General features: G+C 39.2%; 19 protein-coding genes. 5 read left to right on the forward strand and 14 right to left on the reverse strand.

Translation table 11 applies throughout. From position 1 onward, the window contains the following. The first annotated feature begins 112 nt into the window (after window positions 1-112). Complete coding sequence (locus EL17_RS16915; RefSeq protein ID WP_035076788.1) at window positions 113-1,750, forward strand: S8 family peptidase; 1,638 nt, start codon at window positions 113-115, stop codon at window positions 1,748-1,750. A gap of 204 nt (window positions 1,751-1,954) precedes the next feature. Here EL17_RS16915 and EL17_RS16920 read toward each other — a convergent pair whose 3' ends face one another. From EL17_RS16920 to EL17_RS16930, 3 genes are all read right to left on the reverse strand, one after another. After that, a complete protein-coding gene (locus EL17_RS16920) occupies window positions 1,955-4,399 on the reverse strand; it encodes a zinc-dependent metalloprotease (RefSeq protein WP_035077598.1) in 2,445 nt (814 codons plus the stop codon). 261 nt (window positions 4,400-4,660) lie between these two features. Further along, the gene (locus tag EL17_RS16925) at window positions 4,661-5,938 is read right to left on the reverse strand and encodes a serine hydrolase domain-containing protein (RefSeq protein ID WP_035076805.1); all 1,278 of its coding nucleotides are present in this window, start codon (window positions 5,936-5,938) and stop codon (window positions 4,661-4,663) included. Between the two features lie 292 nt (window positions 5,939-6,230). Beyond that, window positions 6,231-8,300 carry a S9 family peptidase gene (locus EL17_RS16930; protein ID WP_035076808.1) on the reverse strand — a complete coding sequence of 690 codons (2,070 nt, stop codon included), beginning with the start codon at window positions 8,298-8,300 and terminating at the stop codon, window positions 6,231-6,233. A 265-nt stretch (window positions 8,301-8,565) separates the two neighbouring features. Here EL17_RS16930 and mscL point away from each other — a divergent pair, with 265 nt between their 5' ends. After that, entirely contained in the window at window positions 8,566-8,982 is a 417-nt protein-coding gene (mscL, locus tag EL17_RS16935) for a large-conductance mechanosensitive channel protein MscL (protein ID WP_035076811.1), read from the forward strand. Window positions 8,983-9,099: 117 nt separating this feature from the next. On the opposite strand, the gene EL17_RS16940 is transcribed toward mscL, so the two are convergent. The 3 genes from EL17_RS16940 to EL17_RS16950 form a co-directional block, all read right to left on the reverse strand. Then, window positions 9,100-11,205, reverse strand: a complete 2,106-nt coding sequence (locus EL17_RS16940) for a ComEA family DNA-binding protein (RefSeq protein ID WP_035076820.1) — start codon at window positions 11,203-11,205, stop codon at window positions 9,100-9,102. Then, window positions 11,202-12,026: a PorV/PorQ family protein gene (locus tag EL17_RS16945; protein ID WP_035076822.1), complete on the reverse strand. Its 825-nt coding sequence runs from the start codon at window positions 12,024-12,026 to the stop codon at window positions 11,202-11,204. Before EL17_RS16945 ends, EL17_RS16940 begins: the two co-directional genes overlap by 4 nt. Window positions 12,027-12,194: 168 nt before the next feature. Further along, window positions 12,195-13,646 carry a BamA/TamA family outer membrane protein gene (locus tag EL17_RS16950; protein WP_035076824.1) on the reverse strand — a complete coding sequence of 484 codons (1,452 nt, stop codon included), beginning with the start codon at window positions 13,644-13,646 and terminating at the stop codon, window positions 12,195-12,197. Between the two features lie 148 nt (window positions 13,647-13,794). Between EL17_RS16950 and yidD the strand changes: the two genes are divergently transcribed. Then, window positions 13,795-14,016, forward strand: a complete 222-nt coding sequence (gene yidD / locus EL17_RS24075; protein WP_035077601.1) for a membrane protein insertion efficiency factor YidD — start codon at window positions 13,795-13,797, stop codon at window positions 14,014-14,016. Here yidD and EL17_RS16960 read toward each other — a convergent pair. The 5 genes from EL17_RS16960 to EL17_RS16980 are packed head-to-tail and all read right to left on the reverse strand — an operon-like array spanning window position 14,013 to window position 19,315. Then, window positions 14,013-15,119 (reverse strand): prolipoprotein diacylglyceryl transferase, encoded by a 1,107-nt coding sequence (locus tag EL17_RS16960; RefSeq protein WP_035076826.1) that lies wholly within the window; start codon window positions 15,117-15,119, stop codon window positions 14,013-14,015. The genes yidD and EL17_RS16960 overlap by 4 nt on opposite strands. Window positions 15,120-15,153: 34 nt before the next feature. After that, complete coding sequence (gene nadE / locus EL17_RS16965) at window positions 15,154-17,007, reverse strand: NAD(+) synthase (protein WP_035076828.1); 1,854 nt, start codon at window positions 17,005-17,007, stop codon at window positions 15,154-15,156. Window positions 17,008-17,058: 51 nt separating this feature from the next. Further along, complete coding sequence (rnc, locus tag EL17_RS16970; RefSeq protein ID WP_035076830.1) at window positions 17,059-17,799, reverse strand: ribonuclease III; 741 nt, start codon at window positions 17,797-17,799, stop codon at window positions 17,059-17,061. A 2-nt stretch (window positions 17,800-17,801) separates the two neighbouring features. Further along, window positions 17,802-19,055, reverse strand: a complete 1,254-nt coding sequence (gene fabF / locus EL17_RS16975) for a beta-ketoacyl-ACP synthase II (protein ID WP_035076831.1) — start codon at window positions 19,053-19,055, stop codon at window positions 17,802-17,804. A 23-nt stretch (window positions 19,056-19,078) separates the two neighbouring features. Next, window positions 19,079-19,315 (reverse strand): acyl carrier protein, encoded by a 237-nt coding sequence (locus EL17_RS16980; protein ID WP_010855324.1) that lies wholly within the window; start codon window positions 19,313-19,315, stop codon window positions 19,079-19,081. 149 nt (window positions 19,316-19,464) lie between these two features. Between EL17_RS16980 and EL17_RS16985 the strand changes: the two genes are divergently transcribed. Continuing rightward, window positions 19,465-19,893 (forward strand): IPExxxVDY family protein, encoded by a 429-nt coding sequence (locus EL17_RS16985; RefSeq protein WP_035076834.1) that lies wholly within the window; start codon window positions 19,465-19,467, stop codon window positions 19,891-19,893. Window positions 19,894-19,905: 12 nt separating this feature from the next. Further along, complete coding sequence (gene pyk / locus EL17_RS16990; protein ID WP_035076837.1) at window positions 19,906-21,342, forward strand: pyruvate kinase; 1,437 nt, start codon at window positions 19,906-19,908, stop codon at window positions 21,340-21,342. A gap of 256 nt (window positions 21,343-21,598) precedes the next feature. On the opposite strand, the gene EL17_RS16995 is transcribed toward pyk, so the two are convergent. Genes EL17_RS16995 through EL17_RS17005 form a run of 3 tightly spaced genes read right to left on the reverse strand, consistent with a single transcriptional unit; the run spans window position 21,599 to window position 24,203 of the window. Then, window positions 21,599-23,164: an NFACT RNA binding domain-containing protein gene (locus tag EL17_RS16995; protein ID WP_035076839.1), complete on the reverse strand. Its 1,566-nt coding sequence runs from the start codon at window positions 23,162-23,164 to the stop codon at window positions 21,599-21,601. 2 nt (window positions 23,165-23,166) lie between these two features. Then, on the reverse strand, window positions 23,167-23,928 hold the full coding sequence (locus EL17_RS17000; protein WP_035076841.1) for an MBL fold metallo-hydrolase: 762 nt from the start codon (window positions 23,926-23,928) through the stop codon (window positions 23,167-23,169). Next, entirely contained in the window at window positions 23,925-24,203 is a 279-nt protein-coding gene (locus tag EL17_RS17005; RefSeq protein WP_035076843.1) for a hypothetical protein, read from the reverse strand. Before EL17_RS17005 ends, EL17_RS17000 begins: the two co-directional genes overlap by 4 nt. Window position 24,204: the final 1 nt, after the last annotated feature.

Here is a 24,204-nt window from a genome sequence, read left to right on the forward strand (position 1 = left end):
AGAGATGCATTATATTCAGGGATAATATATAATATGACTTCCGGAAGTGGTACCGTATTTATATGCTATATTTAATAGTTAATAATCAGCTACAATACCTAGAATTTTTAACATGAAGCATTTTACATCTATTTTGCTTATATGCAGTTTAGTTTGTCTTCAAAGCACTGCCTATAGTCAGGATTATTTTGCTATCCATTTTAAATATAAACCACAAGGTAATTACAGGCTTGATCAACCCTCTAAATTTTTGACACATGAATCTCTGGCAAGAAAAGTTAGGTTCAATGTTAAATTGGATAGCTTGGATCTACCCGTTTCTGAAAGATACCTTTCTGCACTACAACCTCTTATAAAAAGGAATATATATAACAGCAACTGGTTAAATGCAGCCATAGTCATAGCTGATCCTGAAGAAATTGCACTTATCAGGACCTTTCCTTATGTCGAAAAGGTAGTTTTTATAAAACCTGGGTCCCAATCCAGAGAACGGCTGGTCAGAAAATCTGATAAATTAAGTAATATAAACTATCTTCCCATTCCTACCGACCGGATTATATCCAATGAGGTTCAAAATGCTATGTTGGGTATAGATAAAATGATAGAAGCAGGATATCGGGGAAAAGAAATCACCATAGCGGTATTTGATGCAGGTTTTATAGGAGCCGACACCATCAAGGCCTTTTACAGGGCCTTCGATTTAAATAAAGTAGTGGGTCGAAATATGGTGGAACTCGATAGTAAAAATGTTTATACCGGTCACCACCATGGTACCAATGTACTATCTTTAATGGCTGCATACAATCTTCCGCAGATAATCTCAGGAGCAGTCGAAGCTAAATATATTTTATGCATCACGGAAGATATCAATAGCGAATATAAAATAGAGGAGTATAATTGGGTCAAGGCTGCAGAATATGCTGACAGTCTAGGAGTGGACATCATCAACAGTTCTTTGGGGTATATGGATTTTGATGATCCACGGATGGATTATACAGCTGGAGATCTAGATGGCAAAACAGCCATAATCACCCAAGGAGCTGGTATAGCTGCCGATAAAGGAATATTAGTGGTCAATAGTGCAGGTAATTATGGAAGGAGAGGTTCCTCCTCTATAACAGCACCCGCTGATGCAAAAGGAATTCTCTCCGTAGGAGCAGTGAATGTAGAGATAGAGATGTCTATATTCAGTTCTCAAGGTCCTACGGCTGATGCCAGGATAAAACCTGACCTTGCCGCACTTGGTGAATCAGTTTTTTTACTTGGTCCGGATGGTAAAGGATATTTCTCGCAAGGTACCTCATTTGCTGCACCACAGATAGCAGCACTCGCTGCAGGACTATGGCAAGCCAAACCTGATTGGAGTAAGGATAAGCTGATAGACAATCTTTTAAGAAGTTCTTCCCAAGCAGAGGCCCCTGATAACTTAATAGGACATGGTGTACCAAATTTTGTGATGGCATATGATGAACCATCATTGGAAATTCCAGATACTGAGAATTTCTATCAGGTTAAGGCGTATCCTAATCCCATGATGGGAGATGTACTAAATATCCATTTTGGGACGGAAAAAGAATTACAGGTATTCTTTTTTGATATCAGTGGAAGATTAATATCAAGTAAGATGTTGATGAGGACAACTGAAGGAGAACCTTTTCTTATGCACATCCCGGCCTTATTGGCAGGAGTATATGTATTGGAAGTCAGAACAGCAAAAGAAGTCAAAAGGGTAAGGGTGATAAAGAAATAGAGATGTCGGATTTTCATCTGATAAATGATACAATATGATTTCCCATAATGATGGAATCAAATTCTATATATTTGATTTAAGGGGTTTTTGGGCTGCTTAACAAAGACTGATATTAGCTGTCTTTTTTATTGATTTACCTCTACTAGTAATAACTTATCGTATATTAATATAAAAAAACGCCCGGGAAAGTCAGGCATTTTTTTATCAATGCTCACAATAGATAAGCTCTCTACTGCCAATAGGTGCGCCATCTGGTATCTCTAATGTTTTAATAGGTTCTAATGTCTCCGGTAGAGATAAGAATGTATGGATTCTGTTCGCCAGATAGTTGTCATGGGATGCTCTAACAGAATCAGGAGTTTTGTCTTTTCTATGGACTATTGATCTGTTTATATTTGCTTTATCGGAGAGGGGAGTATATATATTCTGCAATTTAGATCGGGTCAGGGCACGGACTGTGGAGGAAACGTCGGGGTTTTTTGAAAGGGAAATCATTTTTTCAATTAAGATTCTTTCAGACATCATCTGAATTTCCTGATGCCATCCGGCCTTATTATCTGTTTTGCTGATTTTACTGATCAATTCCTCCAGCATCCAGTTATAGGAAGGTAATGCTTTGTCCAAAAGCGCCTGCTGGTGTAGTCTATTCACCCGACTAGGTTCAAACAAAAGATCTAGGGTCATATTCACAAGATTCTCTGCTGGTGCCAGCGGATCGAAATTTAGCCCGTTTCTGGAAGAGAAGGTCTCCTGCGCATTATAACCTAAAGGCCGTGGATGTATAAGTGCTGAAATATCTGAAGGCAATTCGAGATGAATTGGCTGTATACTGGTCAATATAGCATCCAGCGCCTGTTTCTGCTGTTCTGCAGATACGGTTTGCTGTTCAGCTTGGTTGTCCCCTTTTATCTTATAGCGGTAGTCTACTCCCCCTATCAGCTTAGAAGTGGCCTCCAGCTGGTATCGGTGCATGAGATATAACGGTACCAGGACTTCTTCCAGTGTAGCCAAAGGCGTACCTTCCGGTATAGCATTCATTCCAAATGTTTTTAGCCTGCTGTTCCGGATCTTAAGTAGTCGTAGGAGTTCCTGCTGTGGTAACGCATGATTGTCCCAGAGGTGTGCTCTGGGATGGCTGCCTCCCGGTGACCTGGCATCCCGGTCGGAAATAAATTCAAAGCCTTCATCATATGTTTCCTCTAAGATTTTTTTCAACCCTATTTTTTCATCCTGTTCATTTTCAAAATGGACATAACCATATTTTATGGCCCATTTATCCCATTCCCCGATATGCTGGTCATAGGCGTTACTCAAGTCGATATCTCCTTTTGCAGTCAATTGTATATTTGGGTAGGGGTAATCCATGACCGAAGACATGTTTGGCGATGCTGAATAGTTATGTGCAAGTCCGATAGTATGCCCTATTTCATGGGCAGATAGCTGTCTGAGTCTGTCCAAAGACATTTTTAGCATCGTGCTGTCATATTCTTTGCCTTCACCATATGGCTGCAAAAGCCCCTGTGCAATAAGATAATCCTGCCTAACACGTAAGCTTCCAAGAGATACATGGCCTTTTATAATTTCTCCTGTTCGCGGATCTCTCACTGATGCCCCATAGGACCAGCCCCTGGTGGATCGGTGAACCCACTGGATCACATTATAGCGGACATCCATAGGGTCAGAACCCTCTGGAAGGAGTTCTACCCGAAAAGCATTTTTATAGCCAGCTGATTCAAAAGCATCTTTCCACCAATTTCCTCCTTCTATTAAAGCAGACCTAATAGGTTCTGGTGTGCCTCTGTCCAAATAATAAATTATCGGCTTTACTGCTTCCGACAATTCCAATTCTGGATTTTTTTTCTCCAATCTATGTCTAGATATAAATCTTTTCATGATAGGTTCAGATATTGGCGTGGCATAGTCCATATAACTGATGCTGAAGTAACCTGCTCTAGGGTCAAATGCTCTTGGTTTATAATTATCATCCGGGAGTTCGATAAATGAATGCCTCTGTCTTACCGTCACAGATTCCGCAGAGGGAGTGACTGAACTTATATGTCTTCCTGTAGGGCTGCCGACCACAGTAATGATCGCTTCAACTTCTGTGTTTTTGGGGAAATTCTTGGTCATGGGATAGTGGATGGCACTCCGTGATGCCTCCAATTTATAGGATCCCTGTTTGGCTTTGGTCAGTTTTTCGGCGATCTGGTGGGCGTCCTGAAGGTAAAAAGATGTAGCATCTACCATATGTTTCCCTCCTTTGCTTTCAGTAATTTCAAAACCCCAAAGCACGGATTCAGCAAAGGCATCCTGTACTGACCTTACCTCATCCTCATTATCACTGATGGCACGGTAGTTCATGTTTTTTTCTACTAACAGGATTTTATTTCCCGCTTTTCTGAATTCTACTACCCGAGTATTACCTAATTGTCCTCTGTCCAGTCCCAGATCATTTGAACCTACTCCGGCTACGAGAGCATTGACGTAAAGAAATTCTTTATCGAGGTCAGAAATTTCTAAAAAGATCTTCCCTTTTTCCTCATGGGTGTGTACAGAAATATATCCTTCAAGATGTTTTTTTCCGTCCGACTGCGGGTATGCAGATAAGGATATTGTAAGGGTAATAAGAGTAAGTAAAAGTTTACGCATAAGGTTATCCATTTTCTAAATCAAAAGATAAAAAAAACTTGAATAGATGGTGGTGCCGATCGTGTAAATATTTTGAATATTAGCCCGAAACTGTTAAAAAAAATAAACTTTTTTAAAGCTTTCCCATAATAATTGGAGATGAAAGTGTGTAAAAAAGGCCAACAGGAATGTTTTGAAAAAAATATTATCAATAGTTTTTAATCGTATATTTTCCACCCTCCGAAAAATACCGGGGTTAATGAATGCTATAAAAAAATCAGCTTACCCTTCCCAAGAATTATTGGTGGATTCGCTGGCTACCTTATTTATTTCTTTTTGATTATCTGCAGTTTTTGTGGGAGGGAGTGTGGGATATAAGTAATCCTGCAGTTCATTCAGGAATTTAAGGCTGCCATTGGCTACATTACTCAGTATGATGATGGTACTGTGGTCTTTTGGATTGCGGAGCAGATAAGTATTATAGCCATGCCATAATCCTGCATGGTACCAGACAGGATCCCCATTCTTCAGAGCTTTTATCCTCCATCCAAAACCATAATCTTCTTTAACCTTTTTATTATTGGCATGAAACCCCGTAAGAGCTTCTTCCAAGGTAGCTTTGGAAACCAGTTTTTCAGTATATAATGCCTGATCCCATTTATATAAATCCTCTACTGAGGAATACATCCCCTTATCTCCCAATACCGTGTCGAGATAATCAGGGGTACGTTTTCTCCTATTTCTGGTATGTCCGACAGCAATGTCCTGAGAGGGGAGCTGCGTACTAAAGGTAAAGGTATGGTCCATTTCCAAAGGGTCAAAAATATGTTGTTGCAGAAAATCAGGAAAGGGTATTCCTGATGCTTTTTCTACTATGGAAGCCAGTAGGAAATAACCAGTGTTACTATAATTGAATTTCGAGTCTGGTTTAAAATAGACAGGTGGCTGGTGTCGTACCATTAGGTTGATAACATCATCATTGGTTATAGGTATGGATCTATCCGGCCACAGCTCATCGCTGAAGTAGGTATAATTAGATAGACCTGACCGATGAGTGAGCAACTGCCGAACGGTGATGTCCACATATGGAAATTCAGGTATGAATTTTTGGACAAGATCATCATATGCCAGCTTTCCCTGCTCCTTCAATATCATAATGGCCATAGCAGTAAACTGCTTTGATACAGAGGCCAGTTGAAATGCTGTTTCTGTTTTTAAAGGTTCTTTGCGCTGAAGGTCTGCATAACCAAAGGCGCTTTTATAAACTACCTGATCATATTTTGTTAATAGAACGGTGCCATTAAAACCCTTTTTTTTATGTAAAAAAGCAAATATAGAATCCAGCTCACTATTAAGGGTTCTAACACTGTCCGTATTAAAAGAAGACGGAATGTCAATTTTCTGACGGGTCGCTTCCTCAGCGGCTTTCAGGAGAGAGTCCTGATCGATTCTTGTTTCAAAATTTTCTGATTCCAGTTTAGTTGTCTGGCAAGCTATAAATAAGAAATAGCAAAGTAAAAAGGAAATATACTTAAGCCGATTAAATTGTAAGTTTTGCAAAGGGGTTTATTATTTGTGTTGCAGCTATATCTGCAAACATAAGGATGAAATCATAATATTTATGAGGAAAATGAGCATTTTTTTCTGGTTTTTAATAAGTATCTGAGTTTAGATATGGAGGGAAAGTATATAATAAAGAGTTTCAGATTACCAAATATGCAGAAAAGTGGATATGATTTAGAGTGATTTCAGCAAAATATTCTTCCATTTTCTAGAGAGGTAAAACATATATTTCAAATAAAAAAAACGCTGCGGCTTTTTTTGTGCCCCAGCGTTTTAATAGAATTATATTCTAAATATTAATTCCTTCCAGTTTTAATATAAAAGCATATTCCATAGCCAGTTCTTTGAGTGAATTAAACCTTCCCGAGGCCCCACCATGGCCAGCATCCATATTGGTATAGAGCAGTAGGAGATTATCATCCGTTTTAAGATCACGTAACTTGGCCACCCATTTAGTAGGTTCCCAGTATTGTACCTGGCTGTCATGAAGTCCGGAAGTGACCAGTAGGTGAGGGTAGGCTTTGCTTTCTATATTGTCATATGGAGAATAAGACAGCATATATTCATAATATTCTTTGTGTTTTGGGTTTCCCCATTCATCAAATTCCCCTGTGGTCAACGGGATGCTTTCATCAAGCATAGTGGTGACCACATCCACAAAAGGGACAGCTGCGATGATGCCGTGATAGAGATCAGGCCTTAAATTAATGACCGTTCCCATCAGCAGACCGCCGGCACTTCCACCCATGGCATATAGCTTATTAGGGCTTGTGTATTTTTCTGAAATCAGATATTCGGAACAGGCTATGAAATCTGTAAAGGTATTTATTTTCTTAAGCATCTTGCCGTCCTCATACCATTTTCGGCCCATCTCCTGACCACCTCTTATGTGTGCTATGGCAAAGACAAAGCCCCTATCCAGCAGACTAAGCCTGCTGGAACTAAATACAGGGTCAGTGCTGTAACCATATGATCCATAGGCATACTGCAGCATAGGATTGCTGCCATCCCGGATAAAGAGATCTTTCCTATAGACCAATGAGATCGGGACCCTGGTGCCATCAGCAGCAGTGGCCCAGATCCTCTCAGATGAATACCTATCCTTGTCAAAGTCTCCTAATACCTGCTGTCGCTTTAAGAGCAGCTTCTTCCTACTGGGCATATGGTAATCAAAGGTAGAAGCAGGTGTAGTAAGGGAGTTAAAGCCATAACGTAGATACTCGGTGTCAAATTCTGGGTTTAGACCCACCCAGATAGCATATGCAGCCTCATCTATTTCGATAAAATGATGATTTTCAGTGTGCCAGTTTCTGATCTGGATCCTCGTCTGGCCTTCAGCCCTTTCTTCCAATACCAGATGGTCTTTAAAAACTTCAAATCCCTCCAAAAGCACATCTTCACGGTGGGAAATTACTTCTTCCCAATTTTCAATTTTCGGAGCTGAAATTGGTGTTTTTACCAGTTTGAAATTCTGTGCTTCGAGATTGGTCAGGATCAGGAAGTGGCCGTCATAGTGCTCCACATCATACTCCAGGTCCCTCACTCTCTTTTGGATCAAATGTACATGACCGTATGGATCGTCTGCATCTAAGTACCTTATTTCTGAAGATACGGTGCTATTGGCATTAATAAAAATATATTTTTTGGATTTGGATTTGCTTACGGATACAGTGAATGTATCGTCTTTTTCTTCATATACTAGGAGGTCATCGACTTGATCAGTTCCAAGTATATGTCTATAAATCTGAAAAGACCTCAACGTATTGGGATCTTGTTTTGAATAAAATAAGGTATGGTTATCATTGGCCCATACGAAGTTACCGGTAACCTCTGTTATTTCATCCTCTAAGAAAGCTCCGGATAGTAAGTTCTTAAATCTCAGGGTATATATCCTTCTACCGATGATATCCTGTGCAAAGGCCAGTATATGCTGATCAGGTGAAATCCCGATAGCACTGACATTAAAATAATCGAAATCCTCTGCGAGGATATTCTGATCAAGTATCACTTCTTCCACGGCGTCCAGACTTTCTTTTTTTCTGCAGAAAAGTGGATATTCTCCGCCGGTTATATATTTAGTATAATAATAATAACCGTCTTTAAAATAGGGGACGCTTTCATCATCCTCCTTGATCCTGCTCTTCATTTCTAAAAACAGTTTTTCCTGAAGCTCCTTGGTATCTGCCAGCTTTTCTTCGAGATACTGGTTTTCCTCGTTTAAATATTGGATGACTTCAGGATTGCTCCGATCATTCATCCAATAGTAATGATCAATACGGGTGTGTTGGTGGGAGGTAAGTTTTTGGACAATTTTTTTGGCGTTCGGTATTTTTAGTATTGAAGCTGCTGCTAAATCCATAGAATATTATAAAATGACTTTTTTAAACAAAAGAGGACCCTGAATTAGTTCGGGCAAAAGTAGGTAAGACTTTGTTTGCATGCAAAAGAGAAGTTTAATCCTCTGGTCATCACAACAAGACTTCACGAGATCAATTATTTCTATAATATTGAAAAATAACATACTTGATTTAAAAGTAATAGTTATAGGGAAAAAATAGCCTAATTATAGGATTAAATTGTTATAAATAGCATATTTGAATTAAAAACCTTTAAAATCATTAAATATGTCATTTATAAAAGAATTTAAAGTATTTGCTGTAAGAGGGAATGTGGTAGATTTGGCCATAGCCGTGATCATCGGCGGAGCCTTTGGTCGGATCGTGACATCTTTGGTTAATGATATCATCATGCCTCCTATAGGATTGCTTATAGGTGGTGTTGATTTTAAAGATTTGATGTTTGTACTTCGTGAGGCATACCTTGATCCATCGGGAGTGGAAATTAATGCTGTAACTATTAATTATGGTAATTTTATCCAGTTTATAATCGATTTCCTCATTATAGCTTTTGTTATATTTTTGGCCATCAGGGCCATGAGCCGATTGCAGAAAAAGGAAGAGGCTAAACCGGTTATACCTCCAGCTCCATCAAGGGAGGAAAAGTTATTGGAAGAAATCCGCGATTTGCTTAAGAATAGGTAGGAAAAGCTTTATCTATTTAGTAATGCGCTTATTTTTAGGTGTCTCCTTTGTGATTTATGATGATTTAAATTTATTTTACACCCATTTTGGAGTATGACATTTTATCATAAGTTTTCATTATCTATTGAATTGATACCTCATCTGAAAAGTGGTCTCGGTCAACCGGTGCCCGTTTATTTCTTGGAGTCCTGAACTGATAATTTCCCTATCTGTGTAGGTGGTACGACCCATTCTCCCCCAAAATGTTAATTTCGGGGAAAGCCGATATTGTCCCAAAAGATAATACCTAACCCCCTGGCCATTATACTGTGGGATGGAAAAGGCCCAAAGTACATTGCGTTCAAAAACATATTGTCTGTTTTCATAATCTTCTGTATCAAATAAGGCAATCCTTCCACTCCATTTCCATTTATCCATATTGAGGTTTAGATCTTGGATGATTGCAAAGCCACTGGTTTGGTTTTTTTCGAATTCGAAGGTGCTGAATTGTACCCTTGACTTAATGCTCCACTGCTTATCTATGGCAAAATCTAAATTGGCGAGATAATTTCGTCGTTTAGCTGGTCTCAAGTTATATCCATGTCCATTTGTGTTTTCTAGAGATGTATTGCGATCTTTGGTCTCTTCTCTCACCTGTAAGTAAAGCATCAACTGCCTACTTGGATTATAAGCCAGTCGCTGGAGCCATTCATAACCTTCAGAGGGAGCATATGCTCTAAAACGCAACCAGGGAAATCTAAACTGGTCATAATATCCACTCCAGTTGACCTTTCTTAAAGGTTTAATATTCAGTCCTAGGTATAGCCCTGTTTCATTTATCGGCCTGGTACCTTCCGAAAAAGCATTGCCATATAACGAATGAAAATCCCTGTCATACTTTCTCCACAGTACAGAAAGATCCACATTGGGATTTAAACTGCTCATGAGGCCTAATACCGTCCCTGTTCCTCCGCTTTTGGAAATAGCTGATTCTCCAAAGAAAAAATAATTTTGCAGATTGTAGCTAAAGTAAGCACTTTTAATATGATTGTACTGTCCCCTAAATTCAAACTGGTTATATATTCTGGGCGACCTGATAAACGGTTGGCTGAAGCTGGTTAATAGAGCGTTCATACCAACCTGCAATTTCCTCCCTATGGATTGGTAATGTAGGTTAATGCCTAGGTTCTGTTCTCTGGCTTGGGCTTTATTGGCTATTTCGGTAGGGGTCCTATGTAGGCCGCTGAGCATAAGGGAAGAGATAAAAGCATCTTGCCTCTCTAGGGTATCCAGTATGGTTTCTATTCTTCCATCCCGCGGAGTCGAGGAGGCGAGGGCTGTAACATTTATACTTTCGAGGCTATAAGTGGCTGCTGCCCCTCTGAAAAAGCCGTATTCTAATACTGATGTATAAGGTCTAAGCCCTATGGTACTTCTTCTTACAGTGGTAATTGTCTCAGCACCTTTACCCACCGAAAATCCAGCTCCAAATACCAAGCCCTGACCTGACTGCATCTGAAAATCCCCAATGCTTATGGCTTTCCATTTACCTTTGTTATAGACTGTAAAGTGCGCAGAGACGAAATTAAACTTGTAACGGTGTGTTGAGGGGTCCCATATAAATTGTTCACCTGGATCTTTGTCCAGCGTAAATCCCAAGCTGAAATCTTTTACGTGTTGTATCCGGAACCGAACATATAGGTCGTTAGGATCCCCCATATACCTGCTGGTCAGTCTGCCGCTACTCAATGTATCCGGTGCCGTATATCCTTTTCTGGTTTCCCATACCCTCCGGTGTCTGATGATTAGATAAGCATCCCTTTCATGGGTGATCCTTTTCCATAATGAGCCCGTCAGATAGGATTCCCCATCTGCTATGGTCACAAATGGGATTAGCCTATAGATCGTTTGAAGATCCATCTCTGGCACCGCCTGTAGTTCGTACACGGAAAGCATAGGTCCAAAAGTATCTCGGTGCTCAATTATACTATTAATCTGTAAAGGGGAAAGAAGGTATAACGATTGGAGCTCCTCGGCAGTAGCTCTATTTAGTGGAAGGGGGTTTAGAAATAGCTGCAAAAGATTCTCATATATATTTTCATAGTCCAGATCTTCATCATCCTGTATAGGGAAAAGCTCTTCTATCAAAGCTTCCAGATCGATATCATTCCTCCGAAAGGTCTGGGCATAGATTATACCGGCATGTAAATATATTATAAGGCCGATGACCAGCCGCCTTTTCATTCGTTAAATAAAAGATTGAATGAAAAATGATGTGTGAAACCTAGTCGATAATTTTGTCCCATAGCATAATCTATGTGGTAGCGCCTAGGTTTAAAACCAAGTCCAAAGAAAAGATTGTTTGGCTGGGTGTTAAATCCTGTTCTTCCCCATATTCTGTTTTTTAAATTGTACTCCAGACCGGCTTTAAATATGGGTTCGAGTAAGATTTCTTTTTCAGCTTCCATATTCAGCATCAAAAATTCAGAAGGCCGGTAAGAGAGACCTGCTTTTATGGTCATGGGCAGGTATTCTTCAGAAAGCTTGCTCAATTTGGATCTTGATAGGTTATAGATATGGGCCCCAAAGAATAGTTGAGGTGTCAGTTCTGCTATTCCTCCAAATTCTATGATCGGTGAGCCACTTCTTCCAAAGCCCTCAATATTGGTCTGCAGATAATTTAATTTTAAGCCAAAGCTGGTAATGCCTAGTGTGTTAGAAAATCCTATACCGATATTTTGCTGGTTAAAAAGTGTGCCCCCATAGTGGCTTACATTTAGTCCTAAATTTCCCCATCGCTGTACCAGGGCTAGTCCTGCTGCCAAGGTAGTAAGTTCATTCATATTAAGTCTATGGTCGTATCCAAATACCGCCTGAGTTTGTTCTATCCTTCCCAAGCCCCCTATATTGTTGAACATACTCCACCCATCTGCCAAAGTCACATTAGCATTGCCCATTCCTATACTTCTTCCTCCTGTAGGATAGGCGTCCATGCCATTTTGGGCAATTGAAAAAAAACTGATAAACTCTAAAAGAATACCAAAGACAAAAACATATTTTACCATATGTAAAAAGTAGTTTAAATAAAAAATATTGAATTTGAATTTAATAAAAAAAATAAAATACTACTAATGAATTAAGCGTATTTTTTTTAGGGTGTCCAAAAAATGATCCTATTAATAGTCGGAGCTTAAAAACTCATATGTTCTTCACCGGGTAGCATTGTATCGCCTCTACAGTGGGGCGGTGAAGTTGATAAAGAAATTACCCAGGCCCTGATCGTTAATGGAGTATTCAAAGCGGAATACATTATCATAAAAAGTAACCAAATCAAGACCAACTCCATATCCGAATAAATATTTATTGGTAAGACGGGAGTTTTCAGGAATAAAATTTCTATCTCTTACATGGCCATGGTCAAAATTACCGCTTATATACATTCGTATTGGGAAATAAGATATAGCATCAATTGGTGAATAGCGAGAGAGGTCCAGATTAGCATTTAATAGTTCATATCTAATGCTATTTTTGTGGACCACAGTCTGCTGTCCTTCTATTACATTAAGTTCATATCCTCTGATAAAGTTCGGATTATAACCGACACCCCTTACCAATATATAAGGTTGGCGCGGGCTGAGGTAGCTAGATCCTGAAAATCCGGTTACATAGTGAAATTTATTGTTTAGCCTTAGATATTTATTGACCATTAGCGCAAACTCGGTTTCATTAACATCATCATTGGTAAACAAACCATATCGGTTAATTCCCAATGCTAAAACTTGTCCTTCAGTAGCATAAGCTATATTATCCCTTTTATCATGCCTATAGCTATATCCTGCCATAAAATAATGTAGCTGGACATCGTCATCTAAGAAATAGTTCGGATTGGCCTGCAATACATCCGGATGAATATCTGTCCGATTAAACCCCAAGCTTACATTATGAAAATTATAATAACTTCCTCTAAAGGTGTATTGAAGTGTAGCACTTAAGTTTCTCCGAAGTATATCTTCCTGCTCATTGGTAAAAAACACCTGCCTATTGTCTATAGACCTTATGGGTATGGTCCTGTTGGAGAAGTAAGTTACCTGAGCTGCTATGCCATGCTGTTGCTTAACATCTATATACGGCTTAGAATAAGTGACTTCAAAAGCCTGTGTAAAACCAAACTGTGCCAGGACCTTAAGCTTTTCATTTCTTCCTCCTACATTGTTATGGTTTAGTTTTACCCCATAATTTACCCTTGAAAGGTCCCTATTCTGATTGACCCACCATTCTGAAAAGTTTCTGTCTGCCAGCTGGAATATAATCCCAGGCATTACATACCATCTTTCCTTTACGGATATGAGGATTTCTACCTGATCATCTTCCGTAAAAAGCGGGGTGACTTCTACACTGGTAAAAAGCTGCAGGTTATAAATCTTTTTTTTGTCCTCCTCCAAAAATGAAATAAATTCTTCCCAGTCATATGTAGTTTTAGCTGTCAGATTCAGTTCTCTCTGAATGATATTTTTACGAGTCTTTTCATTACCTATGATAAAGATATTATTGATGGTTATTTTATCTGGGGCGTTAAAGTCTTCACTTAAATATTTATCAGTCCTTGTATCCTGTCCTAAAGCAGGATGGATCAATAGCAGCAGGCACAAAAGCAAAGGTATTATATATGATGAATCTATTTTCAAACCGTATTACAGAGATTATTATTATTTGGGACTATATTTACGTTTGCCACAAGCATGGCATTCCAAGCTAAAGTTAATCAATACCCCCGGATTAAGAGGTGGTACAGATCAAGTAAATTTTATCCACAGTAAATTATATATAATTGATTTGAAAACTATTATCAGAAAAGTATTCATCTTTCCCATTTTGTGTTACCAATATCTCATTTCTCCCCTGCTGCCGGCCATGTGTCGGTATACACCTACCTGCAGTCAATATGCAAAAGAAGCTATACTTAAGCACGGTGTCATCAAAGGCGGATGGTTAGCTTTTAAACGGATAATCAGTTGTAACCCCTTTGGTGGGCACGGCCATGATCCCGTACCTTAATTGATTTTCTGTCTGTTTTTGCTCAAGGCAAATATGATCAGTGCCAATCCACCCACTACAGCAGGTATGCTCAGAAGCTGACCCATATTTATCACTAAATCTTCTTCAAAATCTACCTGGGACTCTTTGAGAAATTCCCATATAAATCTCATCCCAAATACAGAGACCAGGAATATACCTAGATAAAGCCCCTCAGGAATCTTTTCTTTATATTTTACCCATCCTATAAATAATCCTATAAATATCAGAAAATAAGACACTGACTCATAAATCTGGGTAGGGTGCCTTACGATACCATATGTTTCTATAGTAGCTATATAATAACTTCCTTTATCTTGAAGCTGATAATTTAACGGGGATTCCGGGTTTTCGGCAAGATATTTCTGAGAACTTCTGAATCGGGTCAGAACATATTTCACATCAGTTTCCAAGGCCTGTCTGAGCGCATTTTCTTCATATCCTCCTTTGGATATACTGATATCGAAATTTATGGGGACTATTCCTGATCCCTTTTGGTCCTGTGACCGGTTTTCGGGCTTATAGGAAATAACGTCTGTGATCGGTATCTTTAACGTACTCAGTGATTCTTCAGTATCCCTAGCAAAGACAAATCCACTGTCGGTTCCGGTTGGCTTTCCCCCTATTTCAGAGTTCATAAGATTTCCCATGCGGATTAGACCTCCCGTAAGGGCTACTACTATTACTATCCTATCCACCACCCAGAGGTAGTTCTGTGCAGGTACTCCTCTTACATATAGCCACAAAGCAATCAAAATGGCTATAGCAGCTCCATGACTGGCCAGACCCCCTTCCCATACTCTCAAAATACTTAAAGGGTCACTCAAGTACTTTTCAGGTTCATAAAACAAGACATGACCTAACCTGGCTCCCACTATAGTGGCTACCACCATAAAAATGGTCAATCTGTCCACCAATGTCTCTGGATGCCCCTCTGCCCTAAAGATATAGACCATAATCTGCTGGGAAATAATAAAGCCTAAGGCAAAAAACAAACTGTACCATCTTAAACTGATCGTATCAAAAAGGGTAAATATTATAGGATCCGGACTCCAGACCGTATACAATAATGGGATCTCAAACATTCCTTATATCAAAATTTTTACTAAGTTATATTTATTATTCGTCTAATGACGCCAATTCTTCTAATTCTTCTATAAACCCACCGGATAGAATAGGGAACCTATACCAGGTCTTCGGGTCAACATTAAATTCATCAAGATGAAAAGAAGGTGCTAATCTTTCTCTTTTCCACTGGTTTCTCGACCAAAGTTTAAAAAATTTGGTGATGTATTTCTTTAGAAGAGAAGGGGCAATATCTATTTCTTCTTTTAAAATTAAATATATATCCATAGGAGAACGCTTGTCCCGGATCGCATTCTGTTCAATTTTAAGCAGGATAGGATAAGGCATCAGATCGTCTTCGTCCGTCTGTTTGTTGTCCTGAGGTCTCAATTCTGCTGTGGGCTGCAGTGCATTTACGTATTGCAGACCCTGATATCCTAATGAAGTCTCCGCCCATTTTAGCCATTTAATGATAAAAGTCTTATCTACGGCTGCTATAGGTGAGATGCTTCCGCTGGTATCCCCATCCATGGTAGCATATCCCACATCTCCCTCACTTCTGTTTGATGTAGTCAGAAGGAGTGCGTTATTTATATTGGCCAGCATCCAGATAATGGGTGATCTGGACCTTGCCTGGATGTTCTGCAGGGTGATGTCATCTTTTTGCCATGTAAGGCTTCTCCCGATGGCTTTTTCTATTTTTGCCGTATACGAATTTACTTCTTCATCTATCTCCCACTCATAAAATACAGCTCCTATACTTTCCGCTAACTTTTTGGCACTTTCTAATGTGTCTTTGGATGAATTCTTTGTCCCTTGATAGGCGGTGGTCAATAATTGATGGACGATCTGTTTCTCAGGTTCACCTGGTACTAATGCTATATCGAGGTGTAACTTTTGAAGAAATAGATCCGATCCAAGCTCCAAAATGCCTCTTCTTACCATTTCAGCTACCATGATGGCGATGGAGGAGGAGTCTGCACCTCCGCTTAGTGAAAGGACAAAGCCTTTACTCCTGCTTTTTCTTAGGTAATCAAACAGGGCCAAACTCACTGCTTGGCTGAATTCTTCTTCTTTCTTATATTTCTGAGGATTGCCTATAGATGCTGTTATTTCTTGTTCCGTGGAAAAAGTAAGGATTTGATAGGCCTTAAAGCTTAATAATTGGTTCTTTTCAAGCAGCCTTCCATCCTTGGCTACCATAATTTCCCCATCAAAAATCATCCTGCCACTTTCATTTCCCAATAAATTGACATAAAAATATATGGCATTGAGTTCTTTAGAACTCTCCTTGATAAGGGTTTCTCTTAATCTGCTTTTTCCCATAGCATAATGGCTTGCGCTGGGATTAAAGATGAAATCTACATTTCTATCTTTGAGCCTATATCCCGGTCTGGCAGCCCCTCTCCATGCATCTTCACAAATTTCAAAGCCATATTTATATTCACCATTATTAAAGATGATGTCACCCATAGGTACATTCTCACCAAAAAAGTCAAATGATATAATTTCTCCTGCTGACCAAGGAGTAAACCAGCGAAATTCATAATGTACACCATCTATGGCCATGCACTGCTTGGCCACCAGCCCTTTTAATTTGCCGTTTTCTAATACCGCTATACAGTTGTACACCAATTCTTGAACCCTCACAGGTGTTCCCACGCATATGGTCATATCCTGGCTGTAAGGCAAAAGTTTTTGGATTTGCTTTAAAGCTTTCTGTGGATACCAATAACTTAAAAATAAATCTTCGCTTCCATAACCTGTAATGGCCAATTCTGGAAAACATAGGATATCCACCCTTAATAATCTTGCTTCTGATATCGCGTCTATGATATTATTAAAATTCCCTTTCCAGTCCAAGGGAGTCTGATTCACAGTGACCCCACCGATTTTTATGTTTGCCATATAAAAGAAATTTATTTGCTTAAAATGCCAATATATATGTCACAAGCGATATTAGAGGGGAATGTTTAACTTTTCGCATGCAGCTTTGGCAGCTTCCTGTTCCGCTTTTTTTTTGGTGGCCCCTTTACCTTCCACAGCGTCGACGCCATCTATGGTTAAATTTACTACAAACTCTTTAAATCTCTTATTGCCATTGACTGTAGACAAAGAAAACTCGATTTGGTGGTTATATTTTTGGGCCCATTCTATGATCTTGCTTTTAAAATTGATGGTGGTCTTTATAATATTGTCCAGATCGAAATGAGTGAGTATGCGTGTGAGAATAAAATGTTTGGTAAAATAATACCCTCTATCCAGGTATACTGCACCCACTAAGGCTTCAAAGGTATCCCCGTAAATAGATTTATGTAGATAAAGGCCCTTTTGTGATAGTTCAGACTCTACTATTTTTTCTAGCCCTATCTTGAGCCCTATTTGGTTCAGTGATTCTCTGTTTACGATTCGGGATCGGGTTTCAGTAAGAAAACCTTCATCTCTGTAAGGGAATTTAAGGAAAAGGTGTTCGGCTATGATCGTGCCCAGGACGGCATCACCGAGATATTCTAATCTTTCATTTGATATTTTTATGCCATTTCCTATTTCTTCTGCCGCAGAAGCATGTTTAATGGCGAGCTTATAGAGTGCTAAATTCAAAGGCTTGCGGCCTACTATCATTTTGATAGCAGCAGCAAGCCTTCTTTCTTTAGTATTATAAATAAGCTCTTGTAACCGGAGTAGCCTTATTATTTTCAATGCTATTCGGTGATTTTTTTGAAAATGACGGAACAGTTATGTCCTCCAAATCCAAAAGTATTACTTAGAGCAGCTCTAACTTCTCTTTTTTGGGCATTATTGAAAGTTAAATTCAGCTTTGTATCCAGCCCTTCATCATCGGTAAAATGATTGATGGTAGGAGGGACAGTATCGTTTTGTACGGCAAGGATAGATGCTATGGCTTCTATCGCTCCTGCTGCTCCCAATAGGTGTCCCGTCATCGATTTGGTACTGCTTATGTTTAATTTATAGGCATGATCACCAAAAACTCGCTGGATGGCTTTAACTTCACTTACATCTCCCAGTGGGGTAGATGTACCATGCACGTTGATATAATCTATATCTTCGGGCTGCAATCCGGCGTCTTCAAGGGCAAATTTCATAACATTCCCAGCTCCCTGTCCCTCAGGATGTGGAGCGGTGATATGATAGGCATCTGCTGTCATTCCGCCACCTACTATTTCTGCATAGATTTTTGCTCCTCTGGCCTTGGCATGCTCGTACTCTTCAAGTATAATGGCACCTGCACCTTCTCCCAGAACAAAGCCATCTCTGTCTTTGTCAAAGGGTCTTGATGCTGTCTCCGGGGATTCATTTCTCTGTGATAGGGCTTTCATTGCATTGAATCCTCCCATACCGGCCTCAGTTACTGCGGCTTCAGATCCTCCGGTGATGAATATATTAGCTTTGCCTAATCGAATATAATTAAAAGCGTCTATCATGGCATTAGTGCCAGATGCACAAGCGGATACGGTGACAAAGTTAGGTCCCTGAAAGCCATACTTGATCGATATAAATCCTGCACTGATGTCAGCGATCATCTTGGGTATGAAGAAGGGATTGAACCTTGGAGTGCCATCTCCATGTGCGAAAGAGGTTACTTCATCCTGAAAAGTTTTTAATCCCCCTATACCAGATCCCCAGATTACCCCGGCTTTGGTCAGGTCGATTTTTTCAAGATCAAGTCCGGAATCCAAAACGGCCTCATCTGCTACTATCATAGCATATTGGCAGAATGGATCCATTTTTCTAGCTTCTTTTTTATCGATAAATTGCTCTACGTCAAAATTTTTAAGTTCGCAGGCAAATTGCGTCTTGAATTTAGAGGCATCGAATCTTGTAATAGGAGCAGCACCACTTACACCATTTGTCAGGCCATCCCAAAATTCTGGAACGGTATTGCCAATTGGTGTAAGGGCACCTAATCCTGTTACTACAACTCTTTTTAAATTCATAAATGAATTTTCAGTGATAAATATTATTTCACGTTAGCTTCCAAATAGCTCACCGCTTGGCCTACAGTGCCAATTTGTTCAGCTTGGTCATCTGGAATAGAGATGTTGAATTCTTTTTCGAATTCCATGATAAGCTCAACGGTATCTAGAGAGTCAGCTCCCAGGTCGTTAGTGAAGCTAGCCTCTGGAGTTACCTCAGATTCTTCTACGCCTAACTTATCAACGATAATGGCTTTTACTTTTTGTGCAATTTCAGACATTTTGTGATCAGTTTAGTTTTAACACTCCGCAAAGAAATATATTAAATACCTTATTGCCAAAAAAAACAGGAAACTAAATTTAAGATATTCTTATCAAACATGGAAGTTGATGGAATATTTTTACCTTTGTTTTTTTAAATTCTTCCTGAATGAAGAAAAGCAAACTCCAGGTAATACATGAGTACGAATTTGACCTTATAGGGCTTGTAGCTCCCATTAAGGACTATAAAATGGCCTGGTTGATAAATAAATCTTTAGGGATTCAGCTATCAAAAACCAAAGATTATGAAGTGGATTTTATAAATAAGCCCCGGCTGATTATTTCACAATTTATTCTTGAAAAAGAACACGGATTTATTCAGCTATTAAAAAATAAGGCTTTCTCCCCTTTACATCAGGCGCTTTACCTCGTTCCGGAGCTTAAATCGATTGATTACTTCTTAGTCTTGCAGGATTATACCTTCGAATTAAATATTAATGATTATATTGAGGAGCTTTCCGAAAATCCCTTGATCCAGAACGTGGTCAGACTGGACGTGTCCAAATTAAAATCTAAAGAAAACCTATTAACCTATTAAAAAAATATAGTAATGAAAACACCTGTTTTTAATAAAACAAAAATCTTGGCCACTGTGGGCCCCGCATGCAATAGTGAAGAAACCCTAACCCAGCTTGTCATGGCAGGAGCAGGAGTATTTAGACTCAATTTTTCCCATGGCAACCACACAGGTCATGCAGAAGTGGTAAAACATATCAGAAATATCAACAAAAAACTTAATCTTAATGTAGGGATCCTTCAGGATCTACAGGGACCTAAAATACGCGTAGGTGAGATGAAGGATGGCGGTGTGAAGATTATTTCTGGAGATAAAATCACTATTACTAATGATCCTGTAGTAGGTGATGCAACTCTTGTAAGTACCGTTTATCAAAACTTACCTAATGACGTCAGTGAAGGTGACCGTATCCTGATTGATGATGGCAATCTGGAACTGGTCGTCATCAATACCGAAGGAAATAATGTACACTGTACTGTGGTCCATGGCGGAATACTTAAGTCCAAAAAAGGAATCAATCTTCCTAATACAAAAGTAAGTGCACCGTCTTTAACCGAAAAGGACCTGGAAGACCTGGTGTTTGGTTTAGAACATGAGGTGGACTGGATTGCCTTGTCATTTGTACGTTCAGCTGAAGATATTTATGACCTTAGGAGAAGAATCAAGGAAGCAGGTAAAGCATGCCGTATTGTAGCCAAAATCGAGAAGCCTGAAGCACTTGAATGTATCGATGAGATCATAGAAGCCACAGACGCCATCATGGTGGCACGTGGCGATTTAGGAGTGGAAGTTCCTATGCAGATGGTGCCAATATGGCAAAAGAGAATGGTGGAAAAATGCAAACTTGCCTGCAAGCCGGTGATCATCGCTACGCAAATGATGGAAAGCATGATAGTAAACCCTAGGCCCACCAGAGCCGAAACCAATGATGTGGCAAATGCCGTCTTGGATGGAGCAGATGCCGTGATGCTTTCAGCTGAAACTGCTTCAGGGAATTATCCTGTCGAAACTGTAAAAGCTATGAGCAGTGTGATAGAATATATAGAGCAAAATGCAGAAGTCTATCACAATTTATATAAGATCCCAGAAGATGATAAAACTTTCTTAAGCAATAATCTATTGCTTATGGCATCCAGACTATCCAGAAATGTCAAAGCTAAGGCTTTGGTGGGGATTACTGTTTCTGGCTTTACTGCATTTAGACTAGCTTCCCATAGGCCTTTGGCCAATATGTTTATTTTTACAAATAGTAAAAGTCTGATCACACAGCTAAGTCTGGTATGGGGAGTCAGAGCATATTTTTATGATGGGGTAAACCAAACTTCTACAGACGGAACATTTACTGATATAGAAGAGCAATTAAAAAAGGACGGTTTTGTAAAGGAAGGAGATATCATCATCAACACCGCCAGCATGCCACTCAAAGCAAAAGGCAAAACAAATATGCTTAAGTTACATGTAGTAGAATAAGTTCAAAAATAAACAAACACTATAATTTAAAGGCTGATTCCACTAGGGATCAGCTTTTGCTTTTTTTACTACTTTTCCATAGATGAGATTTTAAATATAAAGAGCAAATATAAAATGCAGTTAGCCCCTACATATTGTAATACAGTTTACGATAAGCGGGGTTACATTATTATATTACCCAGGGCTTGCTGGCCTTTTCTCATAGTGAGGAAGGACTTAGGTTTTATCTGCTGAACTAAGCAGATAAGCTATCTCCTTAATCATCTTTAGGGCCATTGGGTCTGACCATGATGACACTTTCTTTATCTACCATTACTGCGCCGGGGGCTGAACCTTTTACTTTTCTGACATATTTGGCAGGGGTATAGATGACCGGTGCCAGGCCATCTGTTCTGTATTTGGAATAATAGGCAGCCAGCTCGGCCGCTTTTTCCAGTACGGTTTTCGGCAATTTTCGGTTGGCCTGAGCTTTGATGATGACATGTGATCCGGGCACATTTTTAGCGTGAAGCCACAGGTCTTCCTTATACGTGTATTTTCTAAGCATCTCATCATTTGACTTGGCTGATTTACCTACCAATATGGTAAACCCTTCTATTTCAAACCTTTTGAATGGGACTTGCTCCATTTGTGATTTGGAGTTGGGGGTTAAGGTATGGTGCTTTTGATAAGCTCTAAGTGTCCTAAAATCTTGAATCCCATTTAGTTCCTCTACATGTTTTCCAAGAGCGAGAATAAGATTTTGCTTATCTTGAAGGTTCTTATTTAGCTGTTCTAATTCTATCCTTCGGTTCTTTCCTTTCCTATATAGGTTTTCAGCATGTTTTTGTGGACTGGTACCTCTCTTAATTTTAAAGGTGACTTCTCTGTTCTGGTAAAAGTCATACAGGGTGATTTCTTCGGACTGTAAATGGATCTGGTGCAGGTTAGCCATAATAATATCTGCCAACTGATGTGGAGAAGTATCCATCTCCATGCTTTTTAGTTTTTCACTCGTCTTGTTAATATAAGCTTCGGTTTTGCGCATCTGTTCCTGCATGGCCTTTAGAAGCACTCCTTTTTCCTTTTCAAAAGCACTATATATGACAGCGTGTTTAAAAAAGGCGTTACTTGCTGCTATAGGGGAGGAAGATTGGAATATACTTTCTTCCACCGGCAAGAGGGTAAGGTGATATGCATTGCTTTCTTTCACAATAGAATATATAGGACTGTCCAGCATGTCCAGAAGCTCTATGATGAGTTCCCATCTTCGCTGAAGTCCTGCTGATAGGTATCCCCGCTCTTTAAGCCAGTCTCTGGGTACTTTACCTAAGGTCGGCAGGAATTGGGATACGTTTCCTTCCAGTGTTATAAATTTTTCATAGCTTAGGTCCAATGATCTGTCAAAGTGCTTAAAATTCAATTCAAAATCATCCTTAAGCTCATTTCTAAATAACAAAACCGGAGTGGTTTCATTATCTGTATATAACAGGATATTGCTCCTACTTCCATGCATTTTAAACACTAATCTAAGACCGGACTGGAAGCGGATGTAAAATGCCCTCTCATTTAGAAAGGGGCAGACAGCTGATACGATTTCTCCTACCAGCTGATTGAAAAGGTTTACATTGTTTTTGAGTGATCTGGCAAAAGTTTGGGGATAATCTATGACTGTATTGGCAGGTAGCAGGTTTGCTCTGATATATTTTTCTTTTCCATCCCGTTCAAAAGCCAGGATAAGTTCGTTTTTGTTTTGGCTGAATGCCTCCAGGAGTTCGAATCCTCGATACTCATTATCCAATTCTGGACAAAGAAATTTAAAAAAATGATAATTTAGGTGCATGATTAGAGGTTTATCTTCAGGCCATCATGGGCCAAGTGAATGCCCTCTGGCAGAAGTTTTTCAGCTTTTCTGTGAATACCCATCTGATGGCTGATATGGGTAAGAAATGCCCGCTCAGGTTTGATTTTTTTAATCAAGTTTATGGCCTCCTCTAAGGTAAAGTGAGAAATGTGAGGTTTTAGCCTTAGAGCGTTTAATACAAGTACCTTAGTGCCGTAGATCTTTTCAAGTTCTTCATCTGCTATATGATTGGCATCAGTTATATAGGTAAAATCTTTGATCCTAAACCCAAATACAGGTAGCTTATGGTGGTAGACTTCTATGGGTATAAAAGGGATACCTTCCACATAGAAAGGGCTGTTATTAATTTCATTTACTACTACTCTGGGGACGCCAGGATAGCTATTGGCAGAAAATATATAGGAAAACTCCTGTTTGATCTGGTCTATGACAGTGTTTCGGCCGAAAATAGGCAAATCTTTTTGATGCTTAAAATTATAAGGGCGAATATCATCTAATCCTGCAGTATGATCTTTGTGTTCGTGTGTATATACTACTGCATCAAGATCAGTGATATCTTCCCGAAGCATTTGTTGTCTGAAATCAGGCCCTGTGTCTATTACTATATTTTTATGATCTACCAAAAGGTGGATAGAAGTCCTAAGGCGTTTATCACGAAAATCCAAAGATCTGCATACTTCACAATTACATCCGATAACGGGGACTCCCTGGGATGTTCCGGTTCCTAGAAAAGTAATGTTCAAAGTTTCAGAGTGGTTTGTTGAAGTTCACCCAAAAAATCTTGATTCTTTTTGGAAGCAAAAGATTTGGGATTGAAATTTAATTCTTTCAATATGTCTAACAGTGTATTGATTTTACCTTCTGTAGTATAGTATTTATTTACAATTACGACATTAGTATCATTAAGTATACAGTACCCTGATTTAAAATTACCTTTTTCATATCGAAGTATATAATCAGATTCCGCGAAAAGATTTTCTATCTTTTCTAAATATGATTTGGTATACTTTATGGCCATT

Source organism: Anditalea andensis, assembly GCF_000714815.1.
Classification (GTDB): Bacteria; Bacteroidota; Bacteroidia; order Cytophagales; family Cyclobacteriaceae; genus Anditalea; species Anditalea andensis.

What these genes read in the sequence shown, in the direction of transcription:
- EL17_RS16930 (WP_035076808.1), bottom strand. Translation starts at nt 8,300, where the DNA reads ATGGATTTAGCAGCAGCTTCAATACTAAAAATACCGAACGCCAAAAAA.
- nadE (WP_035076828.1), bottom strand. Translation starts at nt 17,007, where the DNA reads ATGGCAAACATAAAAATCGGTGGGGTCACTGTGAATCAGACTCCCTTG.
- EL17_RS16920 (WP_035077598.1), bottom strand. Translation starts at nt 4,399, where the DNA reads ATGCGTAAACTTTTACTTACTCTTATTACCCTTACAATATCCTTATCT.
- EL17_RS16940 (WP_035076820.1), bottom strand. Translation starts at nt 11,205, where the DNA reads ATGAAAAGGCGGCTGGTCATCGGCCTTATAATATATTTACATGCCGGT.
- EL17_RS17005 (WP_035076843.1), bottom strand. Translation starts at nt 24,203, where the DNA reads ATGGCCATAAAGTATACCAAATCATATTTAGAAAAGATAGAAAATCTT.
- EL17_RS16960 (WP_035076826.1), bottom strand. Translation starts at nt 15,119, where the DNA reads ATGTTTGAGATCCCATTATTGTATACGGTCTGGAGTCCGGATCCTATA.
- EL17_RS16995 (WP_035076839.1), bottom strand. Translation starts at nt 23,164, where the DNA reads ATGCACCTAAATTATCATTTTTTTAAATTTCTTTGTCCAGAATTGGAT.
- mscL (WP_035076811.1), top strand. Translation starts at nt 8,566, where the DNA reads ATGTCATTTATAAAAGAATTTAAAGTATTTGCTGTAAGAGGGAATGTG.
- EL17_RS16945 (WP_035076822.1), bottom strand. Translation starts at nt 12,026, where the DNA reads ATGGTAAAATATGTTTTTGTCTTTGGTATTCTTTTAGAGTTTATCAGT.
- fabF (WP_035076831.1), bottom strand. Translation starts at nt 19,055, where the DNA reads ATGAATTTAAAAAGAGTTGTAGTAACAGGATTAGGTGCCCTTACACCA.
- pyk (WP_035076837.1), top strand. Translation starts at nt 19,906, where the DNA reads ATGAAAACACCTGTTTTTAATAAAACAAAAATCTTGGCCACTGTGGGC.
- EL17_RS16980 (WP_010855324.1), bottom strand. Translation starts at nt 19,315, where the DNA reads ATGTCTGAAATTGCACAAAAAGTAAAAGCCATTATCGTTGATAAGTTA.
- EL17_RS16915 (WP_035076788.1), top strand. Translation starts at nt 113, where the DNA reads ATGAAGCATTTTACATCTATTTTGCTTATATGCAGTTTAGTTTGTCTT.
- EL17_RS16985 (WP_035076834.1), top strand. Translation starts at nt 19,465, where the DNA reads ATGAAGAAAAGCAAACTCCAGGTAATACATGAGTACGAATTTGACCTT.